Origin of the sequence: Phyllobacterium trifolii (assembly GCF_014192095.1) — a bacterium.
Classification (GTDB): domain Bacteria; phylum Pseudomonadota; class Alphaproteobacteria; order Rhizobiales; family Rhizobiaceae; genus Phyllobacterium; species Phyllobacterium trifolii.
Genome location: NZ_JACHXN010000016.1, coordinates 74,699 through 94,151, shown reverse-complemented (window position 1 = coordinate 94,151; position 19,453 = coordinate 74,699). Strand labels below are relative to the sequence as shown.

The following is a 19,453-nucleotide window of genomic DNA, read 5'->3' as shown; positions in this document are numbered from 1 at the left end:
TTTCCAACTTAATTCATGCTGGTGAGAACCGTATTGAACTGCTCAAGCGCCCAATCGACCTGATCGCGCTTGATAACGAGTGGCGGAGCAATGCGGATCGTATCGCCATGGGTATCCTTGGCGAGAATGCCGCGCGCCTTAAGCTCGTAGCAGAAACGGTTGGCGCCGCCGGCTTCCGGATGGAGTTCGACCGCCAGCATCAGCCCGCGCCCGCGTACTTCGCGAACGATATTGCTGCGAATGCCTTTGAGCTCCTGCAGGAAATAGTCGCCTTCGATGCGGGAATTCTCGATCATGTCTTCTTCGGTGAGCACCCGCAGCGCAGCGCGGGCAATGGCGCAGGCAAGCGGGTTTCCACCAAAGGTGCTGCCGTGCTGCCCGGGCTTGAGCACGCCAAGAACATCGCTGTTGGAAAGGACCGCCGAGACCGGGTAAAAACCGCCGGAGAGGGCCTTGCCGATCAACGTTACGTCCGCTTCGATGCCTTCGTGCGCTTCGGCAAGCAAGGCGCCGGTGCGGCCAAGGCCAGTCTGGATTTCATCGAGGATGAGCGTGACGTTATTTTCAGTGCAGAGTTCGCGCACCCTGGTGAAATAACCGTTTGGCGGAATGATTACACCGGCTTCGCCCTGGATCGGCTCGACTAGAAACCCGACGGTGTTGGGGGTCAATGCCGCCGCAAACGCGTCGATATCGCCGAAGGGGACGACTTTGAAGCCCGGCGCGAACGGGCCGAAATTATCGCGGGCCGAAGGGTCAGTGCTGAAGCCGACGATGCCCATGGTGCGACCATGGAAATTATCGGAACAGACGATGATCTCCGCGGCATTTTCCGGAACGCCCTTGACCTCGTAACCCCATTTGCGCACGGCCTTGATGGCGGTTTCGACAGCTTCTGCGCCGCTGTTCATCGGCAGGATCTTATGCGAGCCGGTGAGGGCGGCGAGTTCTTCGTAGAACAGGGCCAGCTGGTCATTGCGGAAGGCGCGGGAGGTGAGCGTGAGCTTGCCTGCTTGCTCGGTCATGGCCTCCAGGATTTTGGGATGGCAATGGCCCTGGTTGACGGCCGAATAGGCTGAGAGGCAGTCAAGATAGCGATTGCCGTCGATATCCCATACGTACACGCCTTCGCCGCGCTCCAGCACCACATCGAGCGGCTTGTAGTTGTGCGCCCCAAGGCGGGATTCCGTCGAGATCAGATCAGCGGCTGTGTGCAGCAAAGTATCCTCCTATTGTGTCATACGTTCAGAGCGGCAGCGCTCTGTTCGGATAATGTCGGTTTGTCGAAAATCTGCCGGCCAAACAGGCTGGCAACGAGATCGACGAGGAGCAGGGCACTCTTGCCGCGCTCATCCAGGAACGGGTTGAGCTCCACCACGTCGAGCGAACCGACGACGCCGGAATCGTGCAGCATCTCCATGACGAGATGCGCTTCGCGGTAGGTCGCGCCGCCGGGAACCGTGGTTCCGACGCCCGGTGCAAAAGACGGATCGACGAAATCCACATCAAAACTGACATGCAGGATGCCGTTGGCCTTCTGTACGCGCTCGATAATGCGGCGCAGCAGTTTGACAACGCCGAATTCATCGATCTGCCGCATGTCGATGACATCGATGCCGCGCTCACGCAGAAGCACGCGTTCGGTCTTGTCGATGGAGCGAATGCCGAAGAGATGGAGGTTTTCCGGCTTGACGAAACCATGCGGCTCATCGCCGAAGACGCCTTCAAGGCCGGGTTCGCGGCACAGGAGCGCTGCCGACATGCCGTGCATGTTGCCGGATGGCGAGGTGGCGGGCGTATTGAAATCGGAATGCGCGTCGAGCCAAAGCACGAACAATTCGCGGTTGTGCTCTTCGCAATAGCGCGCGATGCCGCCAATCGATCCCATGGACAGGCTGTGATCGCCGCCAAGAATGACTGGGAACGTGCCGTTTGCCATCGCGTCATAGGTCTCGACGGCCAGCATGCGGGACCAGGCAGCGATTTTCTCGATGTAGTGCGCAAGACCCTGGACAGGCGGAACAACAGGCAATGTCTTCGGGAGACGCAAATCACCGCGATCTTCCACCGGGTGGCCGAGGTCTTCGAGCATATGTATCAGCCCGGCAGTGCGCAGCGCAGCGGGGCCCATCAATGCCCCAAGCCTTCCCGCGCCTTCTTCGATCGGCGCGCCGATGACAGTCAGCTTCTGCTTGTGCGTGTCCTCGAAATTGTTCTGCATGTTAATAAGCAACCGCCACTCTCGCGTTTGAAGGTTCCGGGATCGAACTAGAATATCACGTTTCAGCGGCAATATTGGCAGTTCGACGCGGTGACAAAAAGACAGCATCCTGATAGAAATGCACATATTAATGAGCACTTTGCTCAATGAATTTGATCAGATTGGACGACGATGGATGATGTAGACCGCAAACTGCTGTCTTTGCTGCGGGATGATTGCCGCATGCCGGTTTCATCCATGGCAACTATTCTGGGTATTTCGCGTGCTACGGTGCGGACGCGTATCGACAGGCTGACCACAAACGGCACGATCCAGAGTTTCACTGTCAATTTGAAGGCAGGTGCGGGCATTTATGGCGTCCGGGCCGTAGCCATGATCGAGGTGGCGGGGCAAGCCGCCGAAAAGGTTGTGCGGCGGTTGCAAGGCTTTCCGGAAATCCGTGCGCTGCATACCACGAACGGGCGTTGGGATATCGTTGCCGAAATCGAAGTCGAGACCCTGGAGGCTTTCGACCGAACGTTGCGCGACATTCGCCATATTGACGGAATCACCTCGACGGAGACAAGTATCCTGTTGTCCACTCGCAAAAGTTAATCGCCATATGTGGGGTGATAAAATACTTGAAGGGCATCAAGTATTGGTCTTGGCGCAACAAGGGTCGCAGTGGCACTGTGCGTGGTTCGACAGGCTCACCATGAGGGAGGTGAGTAGACTGCAGACTAGTCACTCGCCTTGCCCAACTTGGCTCGCTGCAAGCAACCACCTTCCTCATGGTGAGCCTGTCGAACCACGCACAACGCTGTTGCTCATGATTGATCGGAGAGGTTCGTACATTATGTATTGCCTGTTAATTGAGGAGGAGTGGTTTGCATATTCGTGAGATTCCATGGTTGGAACCTGTCGAAGCCGCCGAGCGATTGCGGGCTCTCGGGGGACTGAGCTTTCTCGACAGTGCCATGCGTCACGACACCCTTGGACGCTACTCCTATGTGGCGGCTGATCCATTCGGCAAACTCGTCGTCGAAAAGGGGGTGGCGCGCTGGAATGGCGCCGCCGTAGACTGCCATCCGCTCGAGGCGATTTCGCACTATCTCGACCTTTACCGGCTCGATGGTCAGCCCGGTCTTCCACCATTTCAGGGCGGCGCAATCGGCTATTTTTCCTATGAATTCGGGCGATTGCTGGAGCGCTTGCCGCAGCCGGATGCGCCGGCGCAAGGCTCGATACCGGATGCGGCCTGGTATTTTTACGATGTGGTGCTGGCGTTCGATCACCAGGCCGGAAAAGTCTGGCTTTTGTCATCGGGATTGCCGGAAGCGGACGAGGCTGCCCAGCAAAGGAAAAGTATCGAGCGTTCGGAATCGTTCCTGCGGCTTCTGCGAGAGCAACCAAAACAGGAGACTTCGAAAGTCTCGCAGCAGCGGATTGCGCGGGCGTCCTGGCGATCGAATTTCGAGCGCGACGCCTATATGCAGTCCGTTGCCAGGGTGGTGGAATACATCCTCGACGGCGATATCTTTCAGGCCAACATCGCGCAGCGATTTATCGCCGATCTGCCGGAAGGCTTTGCACAGTGGCAGTTCTATAAGGCACTGCGCCGGCGTAACGCTGCGACCTTTGCCGCCTATCTGGATCACGGCGATATCGTGATTGCGTCGAGCTCCCCGGAGCGGTTTGTCGCGGTGAAAGGCGATCAGGTCGAGACGCGTCCGATCAAGGGTACGATGCCGCGGTCGCCAGATCCCAACGAAGACAGGAAGTTGGCCGATATACTTCTCAAATCGGAGAAGGACCGCGCGGAAAACCTGATGATCGTCGATTTGATGCGCAACGATCTTTCCCGCGTTTGCCGACCGCATTCCGTGCTGACACCCGTCCTTTGCGGGCTTGAAACCTATGCGAGTGTGCATCATCTGGTTTCCGCCGTCACAGGGCGGCTGATGGAAGGCAAATCCCTGATGGATCTGATCAGGGCAGCTTTCCCGGGTGGGTCAATCACAGGCGCGCCAAAACTGCGGGCGATGGAGATCATCACCGAGATCGAGCGCGAGGCGCGGGGCGTCTATTGCGGCTCGATCGGTTTCATCGGCTTCAATGGCAATTTCGACGGCAATATCGGCATTCGCACCGTGCTGTTTCAGGGCGGGAAGGCTGTGTTTCAAGTGGGCGGCGGTATTACAGCGCTATCCGATCCTGCGGCCGAATATCAGGAAACGCTGGACAAGGCGGCGCGCATCTTTGCAGTTTTCGACCAGGGTGATGCGCCATGATCCTGATCATCGACAATTACGACTCCTTCGTCTTCACCGTGGCACGCTATTTTGCCGAACTTGGCGTCGAAACGCAGGTGGTCCGCAATGACGCAATTACGGCGGCGGAAGTCGAGCAGCTCGCACCCGAAGCAATTGTCGTTTCACCGGGGCCGTGCGGGCCGCGCGAGGCCGGGCAGTCGATGGAGATTATCCAGACGTTGAGCGGACAGGTGCCAATTCTCGGCATCTGTCTCGGCCATCAGTGCATCGGCGAAGTCTTTGGCGGCAAGGTCGTGCGGGCGCAAGAACCGATGCATGGGCGAGCCTCGGCCATCAATCATGGCGGGACAGACATCTTCAAGGGGCTGCCGAGCCCGTTCCGCGCCGGCCGCTATCACTCGTTGATCGTGGAGTCCGTCAAGGATGGCAGCGATCTGTCGGTTACTGCGCGATCGGACGCCGGCGAGATCATGGGCCTCACCCATATCAGCCACCCGACCTATGGCGTGCAGTTCCACCCTGAATCAGTATTGACGGAATATGGCCACGCCATGCTGGGGAATTTCCTGCGGCTTTCGCGCCAGTTCAAGAGATTTGCGCCGTGACGGCCTGCAAATGGCGCTTTACTGCGATCCGGTGCTCATGAACTCACAAGTTCACTGCGCTCCGGTTCTCGAAAATCACCATTTTCGACTCGTCCTGACGCAAATCTCAATAAACTGCAAAGCGCCGCTATTTTTGCCTCTTTGTTCGATATTCCTGTTGGTCGTAACGTCAATCATCCGCTACACACTCAACTGAACCACGCCGTCACTTATCTGGCGCAGTGTCAAAATAATCCATAGAGCCACAGGCAGGAGAAAGACCATGCTTCGCAAGACCGATTTCTATATCGATGGAAAGTGGATAGCGCCGGTAGTGGCGAAAGAGCTTGAGGTCATCAATCCGGCCGACGAGCAGGCATTTGCCGTGATCTCGCTGGGTTCTGCAGCAGATGTTGACAAAGCCGTATCCGCCGCGCGCAAGGCTTTCACCACATGGAGCGTGACCAGCCGCGAAGAGCGCCTGGCTTGGCTTGAGAGACTGCTCGCCGTCTACAAATCCCGCATCGCCGATATGGCCAAGGCGATCTCGTCCGAAATGGGCGCGCCGATCACGATGGCGCTCGATGAGCAGGCTGCATCCGGGACCGGCCATATCAAGGCTTTCATCCGGTCACTCAAAGAATTCGAGTTCGAGCGGCCGCTGAACGGTCACGACACGGTCCGGCTAGCCTATGAGCCGATCGGTGTCTGCGGTCTGATCACGCCGTGGAACTGGCCGATGAACCAGGTGGTTCTGAAAGTCGTTCCAGCGATTGCCGCCGGTTGCACGGTCATCCTCAAGCCCTCCGAAATTGCCCCGATCTCGTCGGTGATCTTCGCTGAGATGGTCGATGCCTCGGGTCTTCCCGCCGGTGTGTTCAATTTGGTCAATGGTGATGGCCCATCGGTTGGTGCCGCCATGTCAGCTCATCCCGGCATCGACATGATGTCGTTCACGGGTTCCACCCGCGCTGGCGTTGCCGTGACCAAGGCTGCAGCCGATACGGTCAAGCGTGTATCGCTGGAGCTCGGCGGCAAGTCCCCGAATATCGTGTTTGCAGATTCGGATGTAGAAGCTGCAGTCAAGCGCGGTGTCGAGCATGTGTTCAATAATACCGGCCAGTCCTGCAATGCACCGACGCGCATGCTGGTGGAGCGCTCGGTCTATGGCAAGGCGACCGAAATCGCTGCCGAGACCGCCAAGGCAACCAAGGTAGGTGATCCATCGCAGGATGGCGATCACATGGGCCCGCTTGTATCTGAGATGCAGTTCAACAAGGTACAGGGACTGATCGAGCAGGGCATCAAGGAAGGCGCGCGGCTGATTGCCGGCGGTACCGGACGTCCCGAAGGCTTCAATCGCGGTTACTACGTCCGTCCGACGGTTTTCGCCGACGTCAACAATGACATGGTGATCGCCCGCGAAGAGATCTTCGGACCGGTGCTGGCGATGATCCCCTTCGACACGGAGGAAGAAGCGGTCGAGATCGCCAATGATACGCCCTACGGTCTTGCTGCCTACATCCAGTCGGGCGATCGCGAGCGCATCAAGCGCGTCTCGAAGCAGTTGCGCGCTGGCATGGTGCGTATTAATGGTGCCGACCATGCGGCAGACGCGCCGTTCGGCGGCTACAAGCAGTCGGGCATCGGGCGTGAAGGCGGTCACTTCGGGATCGAGGATTTTCTTGAGGTGAAGGCGATCAGCGGTTGGGAAGATAACGCTGCCTGAATCTTAACTGACGAGACGCCATATTTGTCAGGAAGGCAGGTGCGGATAGATGGAAACAGAAACTCTCCCGGAATCCGCACCTGAAGACGACGATGTCAACATCTATGGTGAGGACGGTGCTGTCCGCACCTCCTATCTAGCGCGTGTCGGCGCCGCCATCGCGGACCGGGATGTTCTGTTTCTAAGGTCGCATGTCGGCAAGCTGCACCAGTCCGAGCTTGGTCACGTCCTCGAGGCTCTGCAGCCGGATCAGCGCAGGGCGCTCGTTGAACTTCTGGGCGACGAATTCGATTTTGCCGCACTGACCGAGGTTGACGAAGCAGTTCGCCTTGAAATCGTCGATGCGATGCCCAACCGGCAGATCGCCGAAGGTGTGCAGGAACTCGATTCCGACGATGCGGTCTACATTCTCGAAGATCTCGAGCAGGAAGACCGCGACGAGATCCTGGCGCAACTGCCGTTTACCGAACGGGTTCGACTGCGCCGGTCCCTTGGTTACCCGGAGGAAACCGCCGGACGCCGTATGCAGACCGAATTTGTCGCGGTGCCGCCATTCTGGACTGTCGGCCAGACCATCGATTACATGCGCGACAATGATGACTTGCCAGAGTCGTTCTCGCAGATATTCGTTATCGATCCTATGTTCCGGCTTTTGGGCGCTATCGACCTCGATCGCATCCTGCGTACCCGGCGCGACGTCAAAATCGACGAGATCACACACGAGACGCGGCATGCGATTCCGGCGACCATGGACCAGGAAGAAGCCGCGCAAATCTTCGAGCAATACGATCTGTTATCGGCTGCGGTAGTGGACGAAAATGACCGGCTTGTCGGTGTTCTGACCATCGAGAACATCGTAGACGTTATTCAGGAAGAGGCCGAGGAAGATATCTTGCGTCTCGGCGGCGTCGGCGACGAAGAACTGTCCGACTCGGTGCTGTCCACGTCGCGCTCACGCACGCCCTGGCTGGTGATCAACCTGTTCACTGCTTTCCTCTCGGCATCCGTGATCGGCTTGTTCGATGGTACCATCCAGCAGATGGTGGCTCTGGCAGTGCTCATGCCCATCGTGGCATCCATGGGCGGCAATGCCGGCACGCAGACGATGACCGTGACGGTCCGCGCGCTGGCGACACGCGACATGGATATTTACAATGCTGGCCGCATCATCCGTCGCGAGGCTTCGGTGGGGCTTATCAACGGTGTTATTTTCGCGATCATGATCGGTATTATCGCCGGTCTCTGGTTCGCAAATGTCAATATTGGCGGTATCATTGCTGCAGCGATGGTCATCAACATGCTTGCAGCCGCGCTTGGTGGTATTCTGATTCCGTTGTTGCTGCATCGTTTTGGTGCTGACCCGGCCATAGCGTCGGCGGTGTTCGTCACCACGGTGACCGATGTCGTTGGTTTTTCATCGTTTCTCGGCCTGGCAACCTGGTGGTTTGGCTTCAAATAGCATCCGTTTAGCAAATTGTGGACTAAAGTTTACAACCGAATACAATCGTGCAATTGACTTTTACGTAATTGCGTGAGCAAAAGATTCAACCGATACGACTGGGGCTGTGTCTGCAATGCGCGAATATTACACCATTACTGAACTGACACGGGAGTTTGGCGTGTCGACGCGCACGTTACGGTTCTACGAGGATGAGGATCTGATTCATCCGGTCAGACGCGGACGAACCAGGCTATTCCGGCCGTCCGACAGGCATTTGCTCAAACAGATTCTCCGCGGCAAACGGCTCGGGTTCTCCATTGCCGAGATTCAGGAAATCATTCAGATGTACAAGGAGCCGCCCGGAGAAATGGGCCAGCTGCATCTGATGATGAAGCGTGTCGAGGAAAAGCGCGCAGAGCTGCGCCAGAAGCGCCGCGACATCGAGGAAACACTGGCTGAACTCGATCAGGTCGAGGAAGGTTGTATCGAGCGGCTGGCTGAGTTGGGCGTTAATACGTAAACATCACTGCGGCATGTTTTCCTGCGTGCAGATGCCGGCGATCTGCTGCATCTGCGGATCGTTTTGATCGCGCTTTCCCGCAAACATTTCATCGAAGATGCCCTGCGCTTCGGTTTGCCCGATGACGCAATTGCAGAACTTCTCGCAAAAAGCCTTGTCGTTGTCGTTCTGGCAACTCTGCACGCAGGCCTTGCCGAAGACCTCGCGTGGCGCTGGAACCGCCGGTGGGAACAGTTGTGAAACAAGAAAAACACAGGCGATGATCACTGGTTGGTGGATCAGATAGAAGGCAAGACTGTGCCTGCCGATGAAGCGCAGGCCGCGATCGAGCCAGGATGGCGCGATGTTTCCGGCAAACAATTTGAGCGCACCGAAATGTTGCATCGTCTTGGCGAGCGCCATGCCTGCAAGAACAGCGCCGAACCATGGAAAGATCGGGACGTAATCGTTTGATCTTATGATGATTTCCGAGAGGCCGAGCGGCCAGAATACCGGCGAATCGAATGCCGGCGAGACGAAATAATGCGGAAGGGCAATGACCGCCGCTGCTGCCGCAGCAATAACCAGCGCAGGCAACCGCAAGAACAGCAGTCCCAGAACACTCGCCGCCGCTATTTCGTGCAGGATCCCGAAAAACACGAAGGTCTCCGGCGTGACGTACATCGTGACGAGGGTGATCGCCAACGCGGCAGCGATGATCTGGGCGAGGCGGATGCCGAACGAGCGCCAGCGAATGCCACGCCCATGCGCCAGCACAAGGCTGAACCCGACAAGCGCGAGGAAAGTCGAGGCGATGACCCGCGCGTATAGTTTCCAGGCGCCATGACCCGTCGTTCCGGGTTCGAGATAGCCGAAAAACTCGAAATCCCAGCCCGTGTGGTAGGTCGCCATGGCGACAAGGGCGATACCGCGCAACACGTCCAGCTTGCCAAGACGCGTCTTGGGGGGGGCATTCACAGTCTCGGCTTTATTCATGTGCAGGGAACTCGATCATTGCAGCAATTGGCGCAAGCTAAGTGAGTTGGGCCGCAAAATCCATCGTCTTTGACGCGCTGGCGAGGTAAGTTTTTTCGTACATATTCAAAGGTTTCTTGTGAAACGGACATATTATGTCGCTTGATTGACTGCTATCGCTGGTCCCGCGGTCGAAACTTCAGCCTACGCTCGAATCAAATGCCCCCATAGTCATCCCAGTGATCAATCAGGTTCGCCATCCTATCTGGATTACCACGGCCAAGCGCCCGACGGCGCGGGTCTTCGCGATCCTCTTTGGCATCGAATCGATGGCACGGGCGATCATCACCAGTGTCGTGCCGATCCAGACCTACGACCTCATGCAGAGCGAGCGCGGCGTCAGTATCCTTTACACCTGCATGTCATTGCTCGGGCTGATCTCGACGCTGTCGATCCCGCTGCTCATCGTTCGTATTCCCAGGCGTTGGGTTTACACGGCGGGAACCGTATCCCTGATCCTCGGGTGCTTTGCCTTTGCGCTTGATACGCTGCCGGGGCAGGCGGCAGGGCTATTCCTGCGCACGTTCGGCTCGGGAACCTTGTCGATCACGCTCAGCCTCTACATCATGGATCACATCAAGAAGGGTGAACTGGTCCGCGCCGAGTCCGTGCGAATGGCAACGGCGACGTTTGCCTGGACCGCCGGTCCGTTCCTCGGCGTTTTCCTCTACACACAAGTCGGGATGGTCGCGCCGTTCCTGTTGTCGATCGGCTTCTCGCTGCTGCTGCTGACACTGTTCTGGTATTTCCGTCTCAGCGACAATCCGGCGCTGCAGAAGGGCCCGAGCCGCCCGGCCAATCCTATCGCCAATGTGCGCCGCTTCGTCGTGCAGCCGAGATTGCGGCTGGCCTGGCTGATCGCCTTTTCGCGCTCGTGCTACTGGAGCACGTTTTTCGTCTATGGACCGATCCTCATGGTGGCGACGGGGCAGGGCAATCTTGCCGGCGGCCTTCTGGTTTCGCTCGGCAACCTGTTTCTCCTCGGCTCCATCCTGTGGGGCAAGGTTGGCATGGCGAAGGGACTGATGCGGACGATTTCCGGTGTATTCGTATTGCTCGCCGTGGCACTCATAGGAGCGGGCATTGCCGGCGAAAGATTTCCCATGGTGGCTGCCATCATGCTGCTTTTTGGAGCCTTTTTCTGCGTGGCTATCGACACGCTTGGCTCAACGACCTTCATTCGCGCAGTCCATCCGCATGAGCGGGCACAGATGACGGCGGTTTACCGGACTTATCTCGATTTTTCCGAGATATTGCCTGCGTTTTTCTATTCGATCATCCTGACGTTTTTCCATCTCGGCTCGATTTTCATCGCGCTCGCCATGCTGATGATATTCACGGCCGTGTTCGTCTGGCGTTACCTGCCGCGCGGTTTATGAGTCAGCGCTGACGCTGTTTTGCATCAGCACGTCGCGTGCCCTGGAAAAGAACTGGCGTCTGAGCAGCACTATGGCAACCAGCGTCGTCGTGATCATGAACAGCACGGGATGCAGAAACCATCCGAGATATCCGATGGAAAAGAAGATGCCGCGCAAGCCGCTGTTGAAATGCTGGCCGGCCTGGATATTTATCCCCGCCGCGCGATTAATTCCCGCAAGCACAACCGGATCGTCAGGGCCCTTATCGCGCGCCATTGGAACGCTACCGATCAGGATCGAACAATAGTTGAAAAGCCGATATGACCAGGCGAATTTGAAGAATGCATAGGCGAAGAGAACGAGAAGCCCGAGGATTTTTGTTTCAAACAATTGTTGGGTGGTATTGCCCAGGAACGGTAGGTCGTGAAACAGCGTCAGAACGCGGCCGGACGAATTCAACAAGCCGAAACATCCGCCAATCGCCAGAATGGAGGTTGAGGCAAAAAAGCCGGTGCCCTGCTGCAGGCCGATCATGATGCTTGTGTCGATCATGCGCAATTCGCGTGTCGCCATGGTCGCCATCCATTGCCGCCGCGCCTGGTTCATCTCGTAGGTCAGGGATTTTTTGCCTAAAAACCCATTTGCGGTGGTATGGGAATAGAGCGCCCAGACGATGAAGAAATAAACCAGGGCAAATATGTCGAGCCAATAGGATGTGTTCGGGGCGGCTTCCATTGGATCTCTCTGTGGCGCAACAACTGATGAAATGCGAATGTACGTGAATCTGACCGGTTCGCAAATCTCGCGGATAGGCGTTTACAGGCTTTTTCTTTGACTTTTGCGCCGGGTGACCTATGTCGTAGAAACGCAAGGTGAAGTCGGTGCCGGGCTGCGGCAAATGTTGCCAGCAAGCCATTATGCGTCACAGGTGCTCTCACCAATTCAAAGGCGCTAAATGTTTCTGTCGGTTTTCGATCTGTATAAAATCGGCATCGGTCCGTCGAGTTCCCATACGATGGGCCCGATGACCGCTGGCAGCCTGTTTCTTGAGGAACTCAAGAGCGGGCAATGGCCACGGCCGACCGGCGTCAAGGTTGATCGACTGCGCGTGCACCTGCATGGTTCGCTGGCTTTTACCGGCATCGGCCACGCGACCGATCGCGCTGTCATTCTCGGGTTGTGCGGCCTGTTGCCGGCCACCGTCGATCCAAACGAAATGGACGCACTACTCGAGACCGTGAAGCAGACCAAACGCATTTCGCCCGAAGGCCATCCGTCCTATCGCTTCGATCCGGCGACCGATCTCATCATGGATCGTCGTACGCCGCTTCCCGGTCACGCCAACGGCATGGCATTTGAAGCCTATGACGTCGATGACCGGTTGCTCTTGCGCCGGATTTTCTATTCGGTCGGCGGCGGTTTCGTTGTGACCGAGGAAGAGCTGGAGGCCGCGAAAACCCGCACAGCGCCGAAGCCCGAACATCCGGTACCTTTCCCGTTCAAGAATGCCGCTCAGATGATGAGCATGGCGAAGGAAAGCGGCCTTTCCATTGCTGAAATGAAACGCAGTAACGAAGAAGTCTTCATGAGCCGCGATGAGCTGAACGCGGGTCTCGACCGGATCTGGGCTGCGATGCGCTCCTGTATCGATCGCGGCCTTGAGCAGGAGGGCATCATGCCGGGCGGTCTGAAAGTCAAGCGCCGAGCACGCTATCTGCATGATCGTTTGCAGGAGGAGTGGCGGCAAAACCGTATCAATCCGCTCCTCGCCAATGATTGGCTCTCTGTCTATGCGATGGCGGTCAATGAGGAGAATGCAGCGGGCGGACGGGTGGTGACGGCGCCAACCAATGGTGCTGCCGGCGTCGTCCCTGCGGTGCTGCGCTACTATCTGCATTTCCACGACGATGCCGACGACAACGGCATTCGTGATTTCCTGCTGACCTCGGCGGCTATCGGCGGGGTGATCAAGACCAATGCGTCGATTTCCGGTGCAGAAGTCGGTTGTCAGGGCGAAGTAGGTTCCGCATCCGCCATGGCTGCCGCCGGACTTGCTGCGGTGCTTGGCGGTTCGCCGGAACAGATCGAAAATGCCGCCGAAATTGCGCTGGAGCATCATCTCGGCATGACCTGCGATCCGGTTGCCGGTCTGGTGCAGGTGCCCTGCATCGAGCGCAATGCGCTTGGTGCGGTGAAGGCGGTTACGGCAGCTTCGCTGGCGGTCAAAGGCGATGGCACGCATTTCGTGCCGCTGGATGCGTGTATCGAAACGATGCGGCAGACCGGCGTCGACATGAACGAACGTTACAAGGAAACCAGTCTTGGCGGGTTGGCCGTTAATGTCGTCGAATGTTAAAAGACCTTTGCCAATCCACCCTGATGGTCGTCTGACGCGATTTTCTGCGCTTCCGGTGCTCACGGACCAACAAGTCCGCGGCGCTCCGGTTCTCGAAATCCGCACCGGCTAACTCATCAGGCTGAATTCTCAATACGTCTTCACGGCGCTTGTGGAGAAGCTGCCATTATGGTTGACGCCACAACCTGAAAGCGTAAATGCTAGAGCATGGCCCTCAATCTCGTAAAACTCTGCGTCGGATGCAGTGCAATCGAAGAACTCGCGGCGTGGATCGACTTCAAGCTCGACGAGCGCAGACGGGCAGGGTTACCAGCCGAACAATTCCACACAACCCGCATGGTGCCAAAGCGCGTCGAGGAACTGCTCGACGGCGGATCGCTTTATTGGGTGATCAAAGGCAATGTCCAATGCCGCCAGCGACTGACGGATATCCGGACCTTTACGGACGATGAAGGTACCTCACGCTGCCACCTCGTGCTCGACCCGCGCATCATTCCAACGGAATGGCAGCCGCGCCGGGCATTTCAGGGCTGGCGTTATCTGACCAGCGAGGACGCGCCCTTCGATGAGGGACGCGGCAAGATCGGGCGGGCGAAACTGCCGCCAGAACTTCGCAACGAGCTTGCGGCTCTAGGCTTGCTCTAGGAAACTCGAAGTCTTACCGCTGATATTCCGTTGCGGCTGTCAGAGTGCAAACGCAGCCGCACAGGCGGCATTGCGGCGCGTCGCGTGCGCGCAGCCTGACAAAGCAGGACATTTACCAGATCTATGGTCTTGAAGGCAGAATTGCCCCGGCGCAGGTCAGCAATCTTCATTGCAGCCTGTTGCAGAGCCTGCATGCCGCCGAAAAATGGCTTGGTTTCTCTGGCTGTCAGATCAGCCGGGCTATGTATTTCTTTGGTACTGGACATTCGCAAAACCCTTTACGCTATACAAATCGGGGTCTTTCAGATCGCGTGCCTTACGATTGCGGAGCAATGGCAAAGCAGTTGAATTTCTGGCGTTTCAGTGCGGCACAAGCAGTGTTGGCTTCCTTGGCAGAGGGGATGCCGGCAAAGCGAGCGCGGTGATAGGTTGTCGACCCCTTCTGGAACTTTTCCGTGTAGGGCGAGAGTGCTGCGATCGGACCGCCAACCTGCGCGGCGGCCTTGGATAGCATTGCCTTGGCTTCCTCGGAGCTGCCGACCGAAGCGATCTGCACCATCCAGCCGCCCGAAGGAGCCGATGCGGTTGTCACCGGATCGACCTCGTCGACATCGCCTTCGCCGATTTCAATCTTCGGCGATGGAGCAGGGACATGCAAAATACGCTCGGCTGGCGAGGGGGTCGGTGCCGGTTCTGCATAGGCCGTCACGACCTCTGCAGGCTGTTCAGCCATTGCCTGCTCACGTTGAACGGGGATTGGCGCCTCGGCGCTCGCGGGGAGTTCAACAGCCGCGACCTCGACCTTGCTGTTCTTGCGCGAAGCAATCAGATTGCCGCCGTCACGGCGCGATGCCGCCGGGAGATATTTGGCAATGAGACCCGCCATTTGGGCATCGCGTGCCGGCGTGCTGGATCCGCCCATGACGACCGCAACGAGCTTCTTTCCGTCGGTGCTAACCGACGAAACCAGGTTGAAACCAGAAGCGCGGGTATAGCCGGTCTTTATACCATCAACACCCTGGATCTTGCCGAGAAGGCGGTTGTGGCCAACGATACGGCGGCCACGATAGCTGAAGCTCCGGGTGGAGAAGTAGCTGTAATACTGTGGGAAATGCTCACGAAGAGCGACGCCTAGCAATGCGAGGTCGCGCGCGGACGAATGCTGATTGGGGTCAGGCAGGCCGTTTGCATTGCGGAACTGCGTATTGCGCATGCCGAGTTGACGGGCCTTGTTGGTCATCATCACGGCAAAGCGTGGCTCCGATCCGCCGAGGAACTCTGCGATGGCTGTGGCCGAGTCGTTTGCCGATTTGGTGATGAGCGAGAGAATCGCAGCTTCCGCGCTGATCGTCTGTCCGGGCTGGAAGCCAACTTTTGTGGGCGGCTGCGCTGCCGCGTAGGCGGAGACAGGAATTGGCGTCGATTTGGAAACCTTGCCGGATGCCATCGCGTCGAACAGCATATAAATCGTCATCATTTTCGTCAGGGATGCCGGGTAGCGCTGGGCATCCGCGTTGGATGAATACAGCGTCTTGCCCGTATTGGCATCGACGACGATAGCCGCTTCTTTCGAAGCTGCGGCTGCCAAAGGCGATTCAGCGATGTTTATCCCGGCGCCTAACAGCAGAGCCAGAAATGCATAACCCAATTTTTGTACGTAGTTGGAACCTTGGTGGGCCTTATGATGCACAATCAACACCTGCTCGAATATGCGCGTAGAAACTTTCCTGATGACCCTGATGCATCAGAACGAATTTGTGGACTTTAGTCGCACCAGCGTTACCAAACTGTTTATGGTAACCGGGCCGTTCACCTTTTCCGCAATATTTGGGTTAAATTTTAGATTAATATTGCACAGCGGTATAAATTTGACTTTTTGTGCACTGCACCCTACCTCTGGGTGGGTAGGAAATTTCAACTTTGAAAGGATCTACAAATGGCCACTCCGTTCGAAACTCTGAATGAATCGAGCAAGGAATTTGCCAATACCGCGATGAAGAGCGTTTCGGCTCTCACCCATGGGTTGCACACGATCGCCAACGAGGCGGCCGACTATTCCAAAAAATCATTCGAAGAGAGCAGTGCACTCATCGAAAGGCTGGCTACCATCAAGTCGCCTGAACAGATATTTGAAACCCAGAGCGCATTTTCGAAAAAGGCGTATGAGGCCTTTGTTGCCCACGCGACGAAATTCGGTGAGCTCTATGCCGATCTCGCCAAGGAAGCCTACAAGCCCTATGAGGCAGCCGTAGCGAAGGTGACGAAGTAAATATCATCTATTTCGTCGCTCCAAAAAGCCCGGCTGCCACGCGCAATCGGGCTTTTTTTATTTCTGCGGGGCAATTCGGCCTTTGCAACCGCAACTTGATATTGCAAGCTTCAGGAGAGGGCTTAAAATCAAGCCGGAGCGACCTACATAGAATGCATAGAGCGACACACTATAAGAATGCGGGTATCGGAAAAGATGAAGCGGTTTTCACCCATGATGCAGGATGAGGACAAGGGAAGCGGCAACGGCCCCGGTCGGGGAACGGCTGTCATAACCCGGACCAAACCCAAACTGAAAAAGCCCAGTCTTTATCGCGTGTTGCTTCTGAATGACGATTACACGCCCATGGAATTCGTCATTCACGTCCTGGAGCGGTTTTTCCAGAAGAACAGAGAAGATGCTACACGCATCATGCTCCATGTGCATAATCATGGGGTCGGAGAATGTGGTGTCTTTACCTATGAGGTCGCGGAGTCCAAGATGACCCAAGTCATGGACTATGCGCGGCAAAACCAACATCCGCTGCAATGCGTGATGGAGAAAAAGTGAGGTTTCATGCCATCTTTCTCACCTAGTCTGGAGCGCGCCCTGCATCAGGCGCTGACAATTGCCAACGAGCATCATCACGAATATGCGACACTGGAGCATCTGCTTCTCGCGCTGATCGATGATCAGGATGCAAGCAGTGTCATGCGTGCGTGCAATGTCGACTTGGCTCAACTGACGCGAACTGTGACCGACTACGTCGACAACGAACTGGATAACCTTGTCACCGGTTACGATGAAGATTCGAAGCCGACTGCGGCTTTCCAGCGCGTTATCCAGCGTGCGGTCATCCACGTCCAATCCTCCAACCGCGAAGAAGTGACCGGAGCCAACGTTCTTGTTGCTATTTTTGCCGAACGCGAAAGCCATGCGGCTTTCTTCCTGCAGGAACAGCAGATGACCCGCTACGATGCGGTCAACTACATTTCCCATGGAATCTCCAAGCGCCCTGGCGCCTCGGAGCCGCGCACCCCGCTGGGAGCCGAGAGCCCCAACGAAGACAGCCATGCCGCCGAGTCGGAAGAGGGTGCGACCAAGAAGAAGCAGGATGCCTTGTCGGCCTACTGCATCAACCTGAATGATCGCGCCAAAGCCGGCAAGATCGACCCGCTTATCGGCCGTGATCAGGAGATCAACCGGACGATCCAGATCCTTTGCCGCCGTTCGAAGAACAATCCGCTTTACGTCGGCGATCCCGGCGTTGGCAAGACCGCCATTGCGGAGGGTCTCGCCAAGCGCATCGTCGAAGGCAAGGTTCCAAGCGTCCTTAGCGATGCGACCGTATTCTCGCTGGATATGGGCACATTGCTTGCAGGAACACGCTATCGCGGTGATTTCGAGGAACGTCTGAAGCAAGTCATCAAGGAGCTCGAAGAGTTTCCGGGTGCGATCCTGTTCATCGACGAAATCCACACGATTATCGGTGCCGGAGCCACGTCAGGTGGTGCGATGGACGCTTCCAATCTCTTGAAGCCAGCGCTTTCGACGGGTGCCATTCGTTGCATCGGTTCAACGACTTACAAGGAGTTTCGCCAGTTCTTCGAGAAGGACAGGGCTCTTGTACGGCGTTTCCAGAAGATCGATGTCAATGAACCCTCGATCCCCGATGCTATCGAGATCATGAAGGGTCTGCGGCCATATTTCGAAGACTTCCACAAGGTCAAATATACTGTAGAAGCGATCAAGTCGGCTGTTGAGCTTTCTGCCCGCTACATCAATGACCGCAAATTGCCGGACAAGGCGATTGATGTCATCGACGAGACTGGTGCCAGCCAGATGCTGTTGCCGGAAGCGAAACGCAAGAAGTCGATTGGCGTGAAGGAAATCGAAGCAACCATCGCCACGATGGCCCGCATCCCGCCGAAGACTGTTTCGAAAGACGACGAAGCCGTGCTCTCCAATCTCGAGGCGGAACTGAAGCGCGTCGTCTACGGTCAGGATCTTGCCATCGAAGCACTGTCGTCCTCGATCAAGCTGGCACGTGCCGGCCTGCGCGAGCCGGAAAAGCCGATCGGGTCCTACCTGTTCTCCGGTCCAACCGGTGTGGGCAAGACCGAGGTCGCCAAGCAATTGGCAGCCTCGCTCGGCGTGGAACTGCTGCGTTTCGACATGTCGGAGTATATGGAGCGTCACACGGTATCGCGCTTGCTCGGTGCACCTCCCGGTTATGTCGGCTTCGATCAGGGCGGCCTTCTGACCGACGGCGTCGATCAGCATCCGCATTGCGTCCTGCTGCTCGATGAAATCGAAAAGGCGCATCCGGACCTGTTTAATATCCTGTTGCAGGTCATGGATCACGGCAAGCTGACTGATCACAACGGCAAGCAGATCGATTTCCGCAATGTGATTCTGATCATGACGACCAATGCGGGCGCGTCCGATGCGGCGAGAGCGGCAATCGGCTTCGGTTCGTCGCGTCGTGAAGGCGATGACATGGAAGCGATCAACCGGCTGTTCACGCCGGAGTTCCGCAACCGTCTCGATGCGATCATTCCGTTCGGTGCGTTGCCGGTTCCGGTTATCCATCAGGTGGTGCAGAAGTTCGTCATCCAGCTCGAGGCACAGCTTGCCGATCGCGGCGTGACGTTCGATCTTCAGCAGGAGGCCATCGCCTGGCTTGCCGAGAAGGGTTACGACGATCGCATGGGTGCCCGGCCGCTTGGCCGCGTCATTCAGGAGCACATCAAGAAGCCGTTGGCGGATGAGGTGCTGTTTGGCAGGCTGAAGAAGGGCGGTACAGTCCGCGTTTCGGTTGCCGAGAAGCCTGATGGTTCGAAAGGTCTGGTTCTCGACTACATCGCAGACGAAGTCGTGGTGAAGCCGAAGAAGGAAATACCGGTCGAAAAGAAGCCATTGGCGAAGAAGAAGCCGGCACCGAAGAAGCCGCTTGAAAAAGCTGGGGCCGATGTGTCGGCCACCAGGAACGTCGCTTCGCTGCCACCCAAGGCGTCCGTGCCAAAAGTGCCTCGGAAGAAATAATCAAAAAGGCCACCTTCGGGTGGCCTTTTTCTTGATGGCA

The 19,453-nt window shown here is 57.0% G+C and carries 18 protein-coding genes; 12 read left to right on the top strand and 6 right to left on the bottom strand.

Going from position 1 to position 19,453, the window contains the following annotated elements; genetic code table 11:
* Positions 1-8 precede the first annotated feature (8 nt).
* Both rocD and rocF read right to left on the bottom strand, forming a co-directional pair.
* On the bottom strand, positions 9-1,217 hold the full coding sequence (rocD, locus tag FHS21_RS21475; protein ID WP_112529411.1) for an ornithine--oxo-acid transaminase: 1,209 nt from the start codon (positions 1,215-1,217) through the stop codon (positions 9-11).
* 20 nt (positions 1,218-1,237) lie between these two features.
* Positions 1,238-2,221, bottom strand: a complete 984-nt coding sequence (rocF, locus tag FHS21_RS21470) for an arginase (protein WP_162701908.1) — start codon at positions 2,219-2,221, stop codon at positions 1,238-1,240.
* A gap of 171 nt (positions 2,222-2,392) precedes the next feature.
* Here rocF and FHS21_RS21465 point away from each other — a divergent pair, with 171 nt between their 5' ends.
* From FHS21_RS21465 to FHS21_RS21440, 6 genes are all read left to right on the top strand, one after another.
* A complete protein-coding gene (locus FHS21_RS21465) occupies positions 2,393-2,815 on the top strand; it encodes an Lrp/AsnC family transcriptional regulator (RefSeq protein WP_112529348.1) in 423 nt (140 codons plus the stop codon).
* Positions 2,816-3,087: 272 nt separating this feature from the next.
* A complete protein-coding gene (pabB, locus tag FHS21_RS21460) occupies positions 3,088-4,491 on the top strand; it encodes an aminodeoxychorismate synthase component I (RefSeq protein ID WP_112529346.1) in 1,404 nt (467 codons plus the stop codon).
* Complete coding sequence (locus tag FHS21_RS21455; RefSeq protein WP_112529344.1) at positions 4,488-5,078, top strand: anthranilate synthase component II; 591 nt, start codon at positions 4,488-4,490, stop codon at positions 5,076-5,078. Before pabB ends, FHS21_RS21455 begins: the two co-directional genes overlap by 4 nt.
* A gap of 262 nt (positions 5,079-5,340) precedes the next feature.
* Complete coding sequence (locus FHS21_RS21450) at positions 5,341-6,786, top strand: aldehyde dehydrogenase family protein (protein ID WP_112529342.1); 1,446 nt, start codon at positions 5,341-5,343, stop codon at positions 6,784-6,786.
* Between the two features lie 49 nt (positions 6,787-6,835).
* Positions 6,836-8,245, top strand: coding sequence for a magnesium transporter (gene mgtE / locus FHS21_RS21445; protein WP_112529340.1), 1,410 nt, complete (start codon positions 6,836-6,838; stop codon positions 8,243-8,245).
* Between the two features lie 115 nt (positions 8,246-8,360).
* The gene (locus FHS21_RS21440; RefSeq protein WP_112529338.1) at positions 8,361-8,747 is read left to right on the top strand and encodes a MerR family transcriptional regulator; all 387 of its coding nucleotides are present in this window, start codon (positions 8,361-8,363) and stop codon (positions 8,745-8,747) included.
* 3 nt (positions 8,748-8,750) lie between these two features.
* On the opposite strand, the gene FHS21_RS21435 is transcribed toward FHS21_RS21440, so the two are convergent.
* A complete protein-coding gene (locus FHS21_RS21435; protein ID WP_112529336.1) occupies positions 8,751-9,722 on the bottom strand; it encodes an acetyltransferase domain-containing protein in 972 nt (323 codons plus the stop codon).
* Between the two features lie 218 nt (positions 9,723-9,940).
* On the opposite strand from FHS21_RS21435, the gene FHS21_RS21430 reads away from it, so the two are divergent.
* A complete protein-coding gene (locus FHS21_RS21430) occupies positions 9,941-11,140 on the top strand; it encodes an MFS transporter (protein WP_112529334.1) in 1,200 nt (399 codons plus the stop codon).
* Here the strand turns inward: FHS21_RS21430 and FHS21_RS21425 are convergent.
* Complete coding sequence (locus FHS21_RS21425; RefSeq protein ID WP_112529332.1) at positions 11,135-11,854, bottom strand: DUF599 domain-containing protein; 720 nt, start codon at positions 11,852-11,854, stop codon at positions 11,135-11,137. The genes FHS21_RS21430 and FHS21_RS21425 overlap by 6 nt on opposite strands.
* 220 nt (positions 11,855-12,074) lie before the next feature.
* Between FHS21_RS21425 and FHS21_RS21420 the strand changes: the two genes are divergently transcribed.
* A complete protein-coding gene (locus FHS21_RS21420) occupies positions 12,075-13,475 on the top strand; it encodes an L-serine ammonia-lyase (RefSeq protein WP_112529330.1) in 1,401 nt (466 codons plus the stop codon).
* Between the two features lie 207 nt (positions 13,476-13,682).
* The gene (locus FHS21_RS21415) at positions 13,683-14,120 is read left to right on the top strand and encodes a DUF1489 family protein (RefSeq protein WP_112529328.1); all 438 of its coding nucleotides are present in this window, start codon (positions 13,683-13,685) and stop codon (positions 14,118-14,120) included.
* Here the strand turns inward: FHS21_RS21415 and FHS21_RS21410 are convergent.
* Both FHS21_RS21410 and FHS21_RS21405 read right to left on the bottom strand, forming a co-directional pair.
* Positions 14,117-14,386 (bottom strand): hypothetical protein, encoded by a 270-nt coding sequence (locus tag FHS21_RS21410; RefSeq protein ID WP_112551187.1) that lies wholly within the window; start codon positions 14,384-14,386, stop codon positions 14,117-14,119. The two genes, FHS21_RS21415 and FHS21_RS21410, sit on opposite strands and share 4 nt — an antisense overlap.
* 50 nt (positions 14,387-14,436) lie before the next feature.
* Positions 14,437-15,810 (bottom strand): SPOR domain-containing protein, encoded by a 1,374-nt coding sequence (locus FHS21_RS21405; RefSeq protein WP_312879906.1) that lies wholly within the window; start codon positions 15,808-15,810, stop codon positions 14,437-14,439.
* A gap of 246 nt (positions 15,811-16,056) precedes the next feature.
* Between FHS21_RS21405 and FHS21_RS21400 the strand changes: the two genes are divergently transcribed.
* The 3 genes from FHS21_RS21400 to clpA all read left to right on the top strand — a co-directional run bounded on the left by FHS21_RS21400 (position 16,057) and on the right by clpA (position 19,413).
* Entirely contained in the window at positions 16,057-16,389 is a 333-nt protein-coding gene (locus FHS21_RS21400) for a phasin family protein (protein ID WP_112529324.1), read from the top strand.
* A gap of 195 nt (positions 16,390-16,584) precedes the next feature.
* Positions 16,585-16,938 carry an ATP-dependent Clp protease adapter ClpS gene (gene clpS, locus FHS21_RS21395; RefSeq protein ID WP_112529322.1) on the top strand — a complete coding sequence of 118 codons (354 nt, stop codon included), beginning with the start codon at positions 16,585-16,587 and terminating at the stop codon, positions 16,936-16,938.
* Positions 16,939-16,944: 6 nt separating this feature from the next.
* Positions 16,945-19,413 (top strand): ATP-dependent Clp protease ATP-binding subunit ClpA, encoded by a 2,469-nt coding sequence (clpA, locus tag FHS21_RS21390; RefSeq protein ID WP_112529320.1) that lies wholly within the window; start codon positions 16,945-16,947, stop codon positions 19,411-19,413.
* Positions 19,414-19,453 lie beyond the last annotated feature (40 nt).

What these genes read in the sequence shown, in the direction of transcription:
- clpA (WP_112529320.1), top strand. Translation starts at nt 16,945, where the DNA reads ATGCCATCTTTCTCACCTAGTCTGGAGCGCGCCCTGCATCAGGCGCTG.
- mgtE (WP_112529340.1), top strand. Translation starts at nt 6,836, where the DNA reads ATGGAAACAGAAACTCTCCCGGAATCCGCACCTGAAGACGACGATGTC.
- FHS21_RS21425 (WP_112529332.1), bottom strand. Translation starts at nt 11,854, where the DNA reads ATGGAAGCCGCCCCGAACACATCCTATTGGCTCGACATATTTGCCCTG.
- FHS21_RS21415 (WP_112529328.1), top strand. Translation starts at nt 13,683, where the DNA reads ATGGCCCTCAATCTCGTAAAACTCTGCGTCGGATGCAGTGCAATCGAA.
- FHS21_RS21410 (WP_112551187.1), bottom strand. Translation starts at nt 14,386, where the DNA reads ATGTCCAGTACCAAAGAAATACATAGCCCGGCTGATCTGACAGCCAGA.
- FHS21_RS21435 (WP_112529336.1), bottom strand. Translation starts at nt 9,722, where the DNA reads ATGAATAAAGCCGAGACTGTGAATGCCCCCCCCAAGACGCGTCTTGGC.
- clpS (WP_112529322.1), top strand. Translation starts at nt 16,585, where the DNA reads ATGAAGCGGTTTTCACCCATGATGCAGGATGAGGACAAGGGAAGCGGC.
- FHS21_RS21450 (WP_112529342.1), top strand. Translation starts at nt 5,341, where the DNA reads ATGCTTCGCAAGACCGATTTCTATATCGATGGAAAGTGGATAGCGCCG.
- rocF (WP_162701908.1), bottom strand. Translation starts at nt 2,221, where the DNA reads ATGCAGAACAATTTCGAGGACACGCACAAGCAGAAGCTGACTGTCATC.
- FHS21_RS21455 (WP_112529344.1), top strand. Translation starts at nt 4,488, where the DNA reads ATGATCCTGATCATCGACAATTACGACTCCTTCGTCTTCACCGTGGCA.
- FHS21_RS21400 (WP_112529324.1), top strand. Translation starts at nt 16,057, where the DNA reads ATGGCCACTCCGTTCGAAACTCTGAATGAATCGAGCAAGGAATTTGCC.
- FHS21_RS21420 (WP_112529330.1), top strand. Translation starts at nt 12,075, where the DNA reads ATGTTTCTGTCGGTTTTCGATCTGTATAAAATCGGCATCGGTCCGTCG.
- FHS21_RS21465 (WP_112529348.1), top strand. Translation starts at nt 2,393, where the DNA reads ATGGATGATGTAGACCGCAAACTGCTGTCTTTGCTGCGGGATGATTGC.
- FHS21_RS21440 (WP_112529338.1), top strand. Translation starts at nt 8,361, where the DNA reads ATGCGCGAATATTACACCATTACTGAACTGACACGGGAGTTTGGCGTG.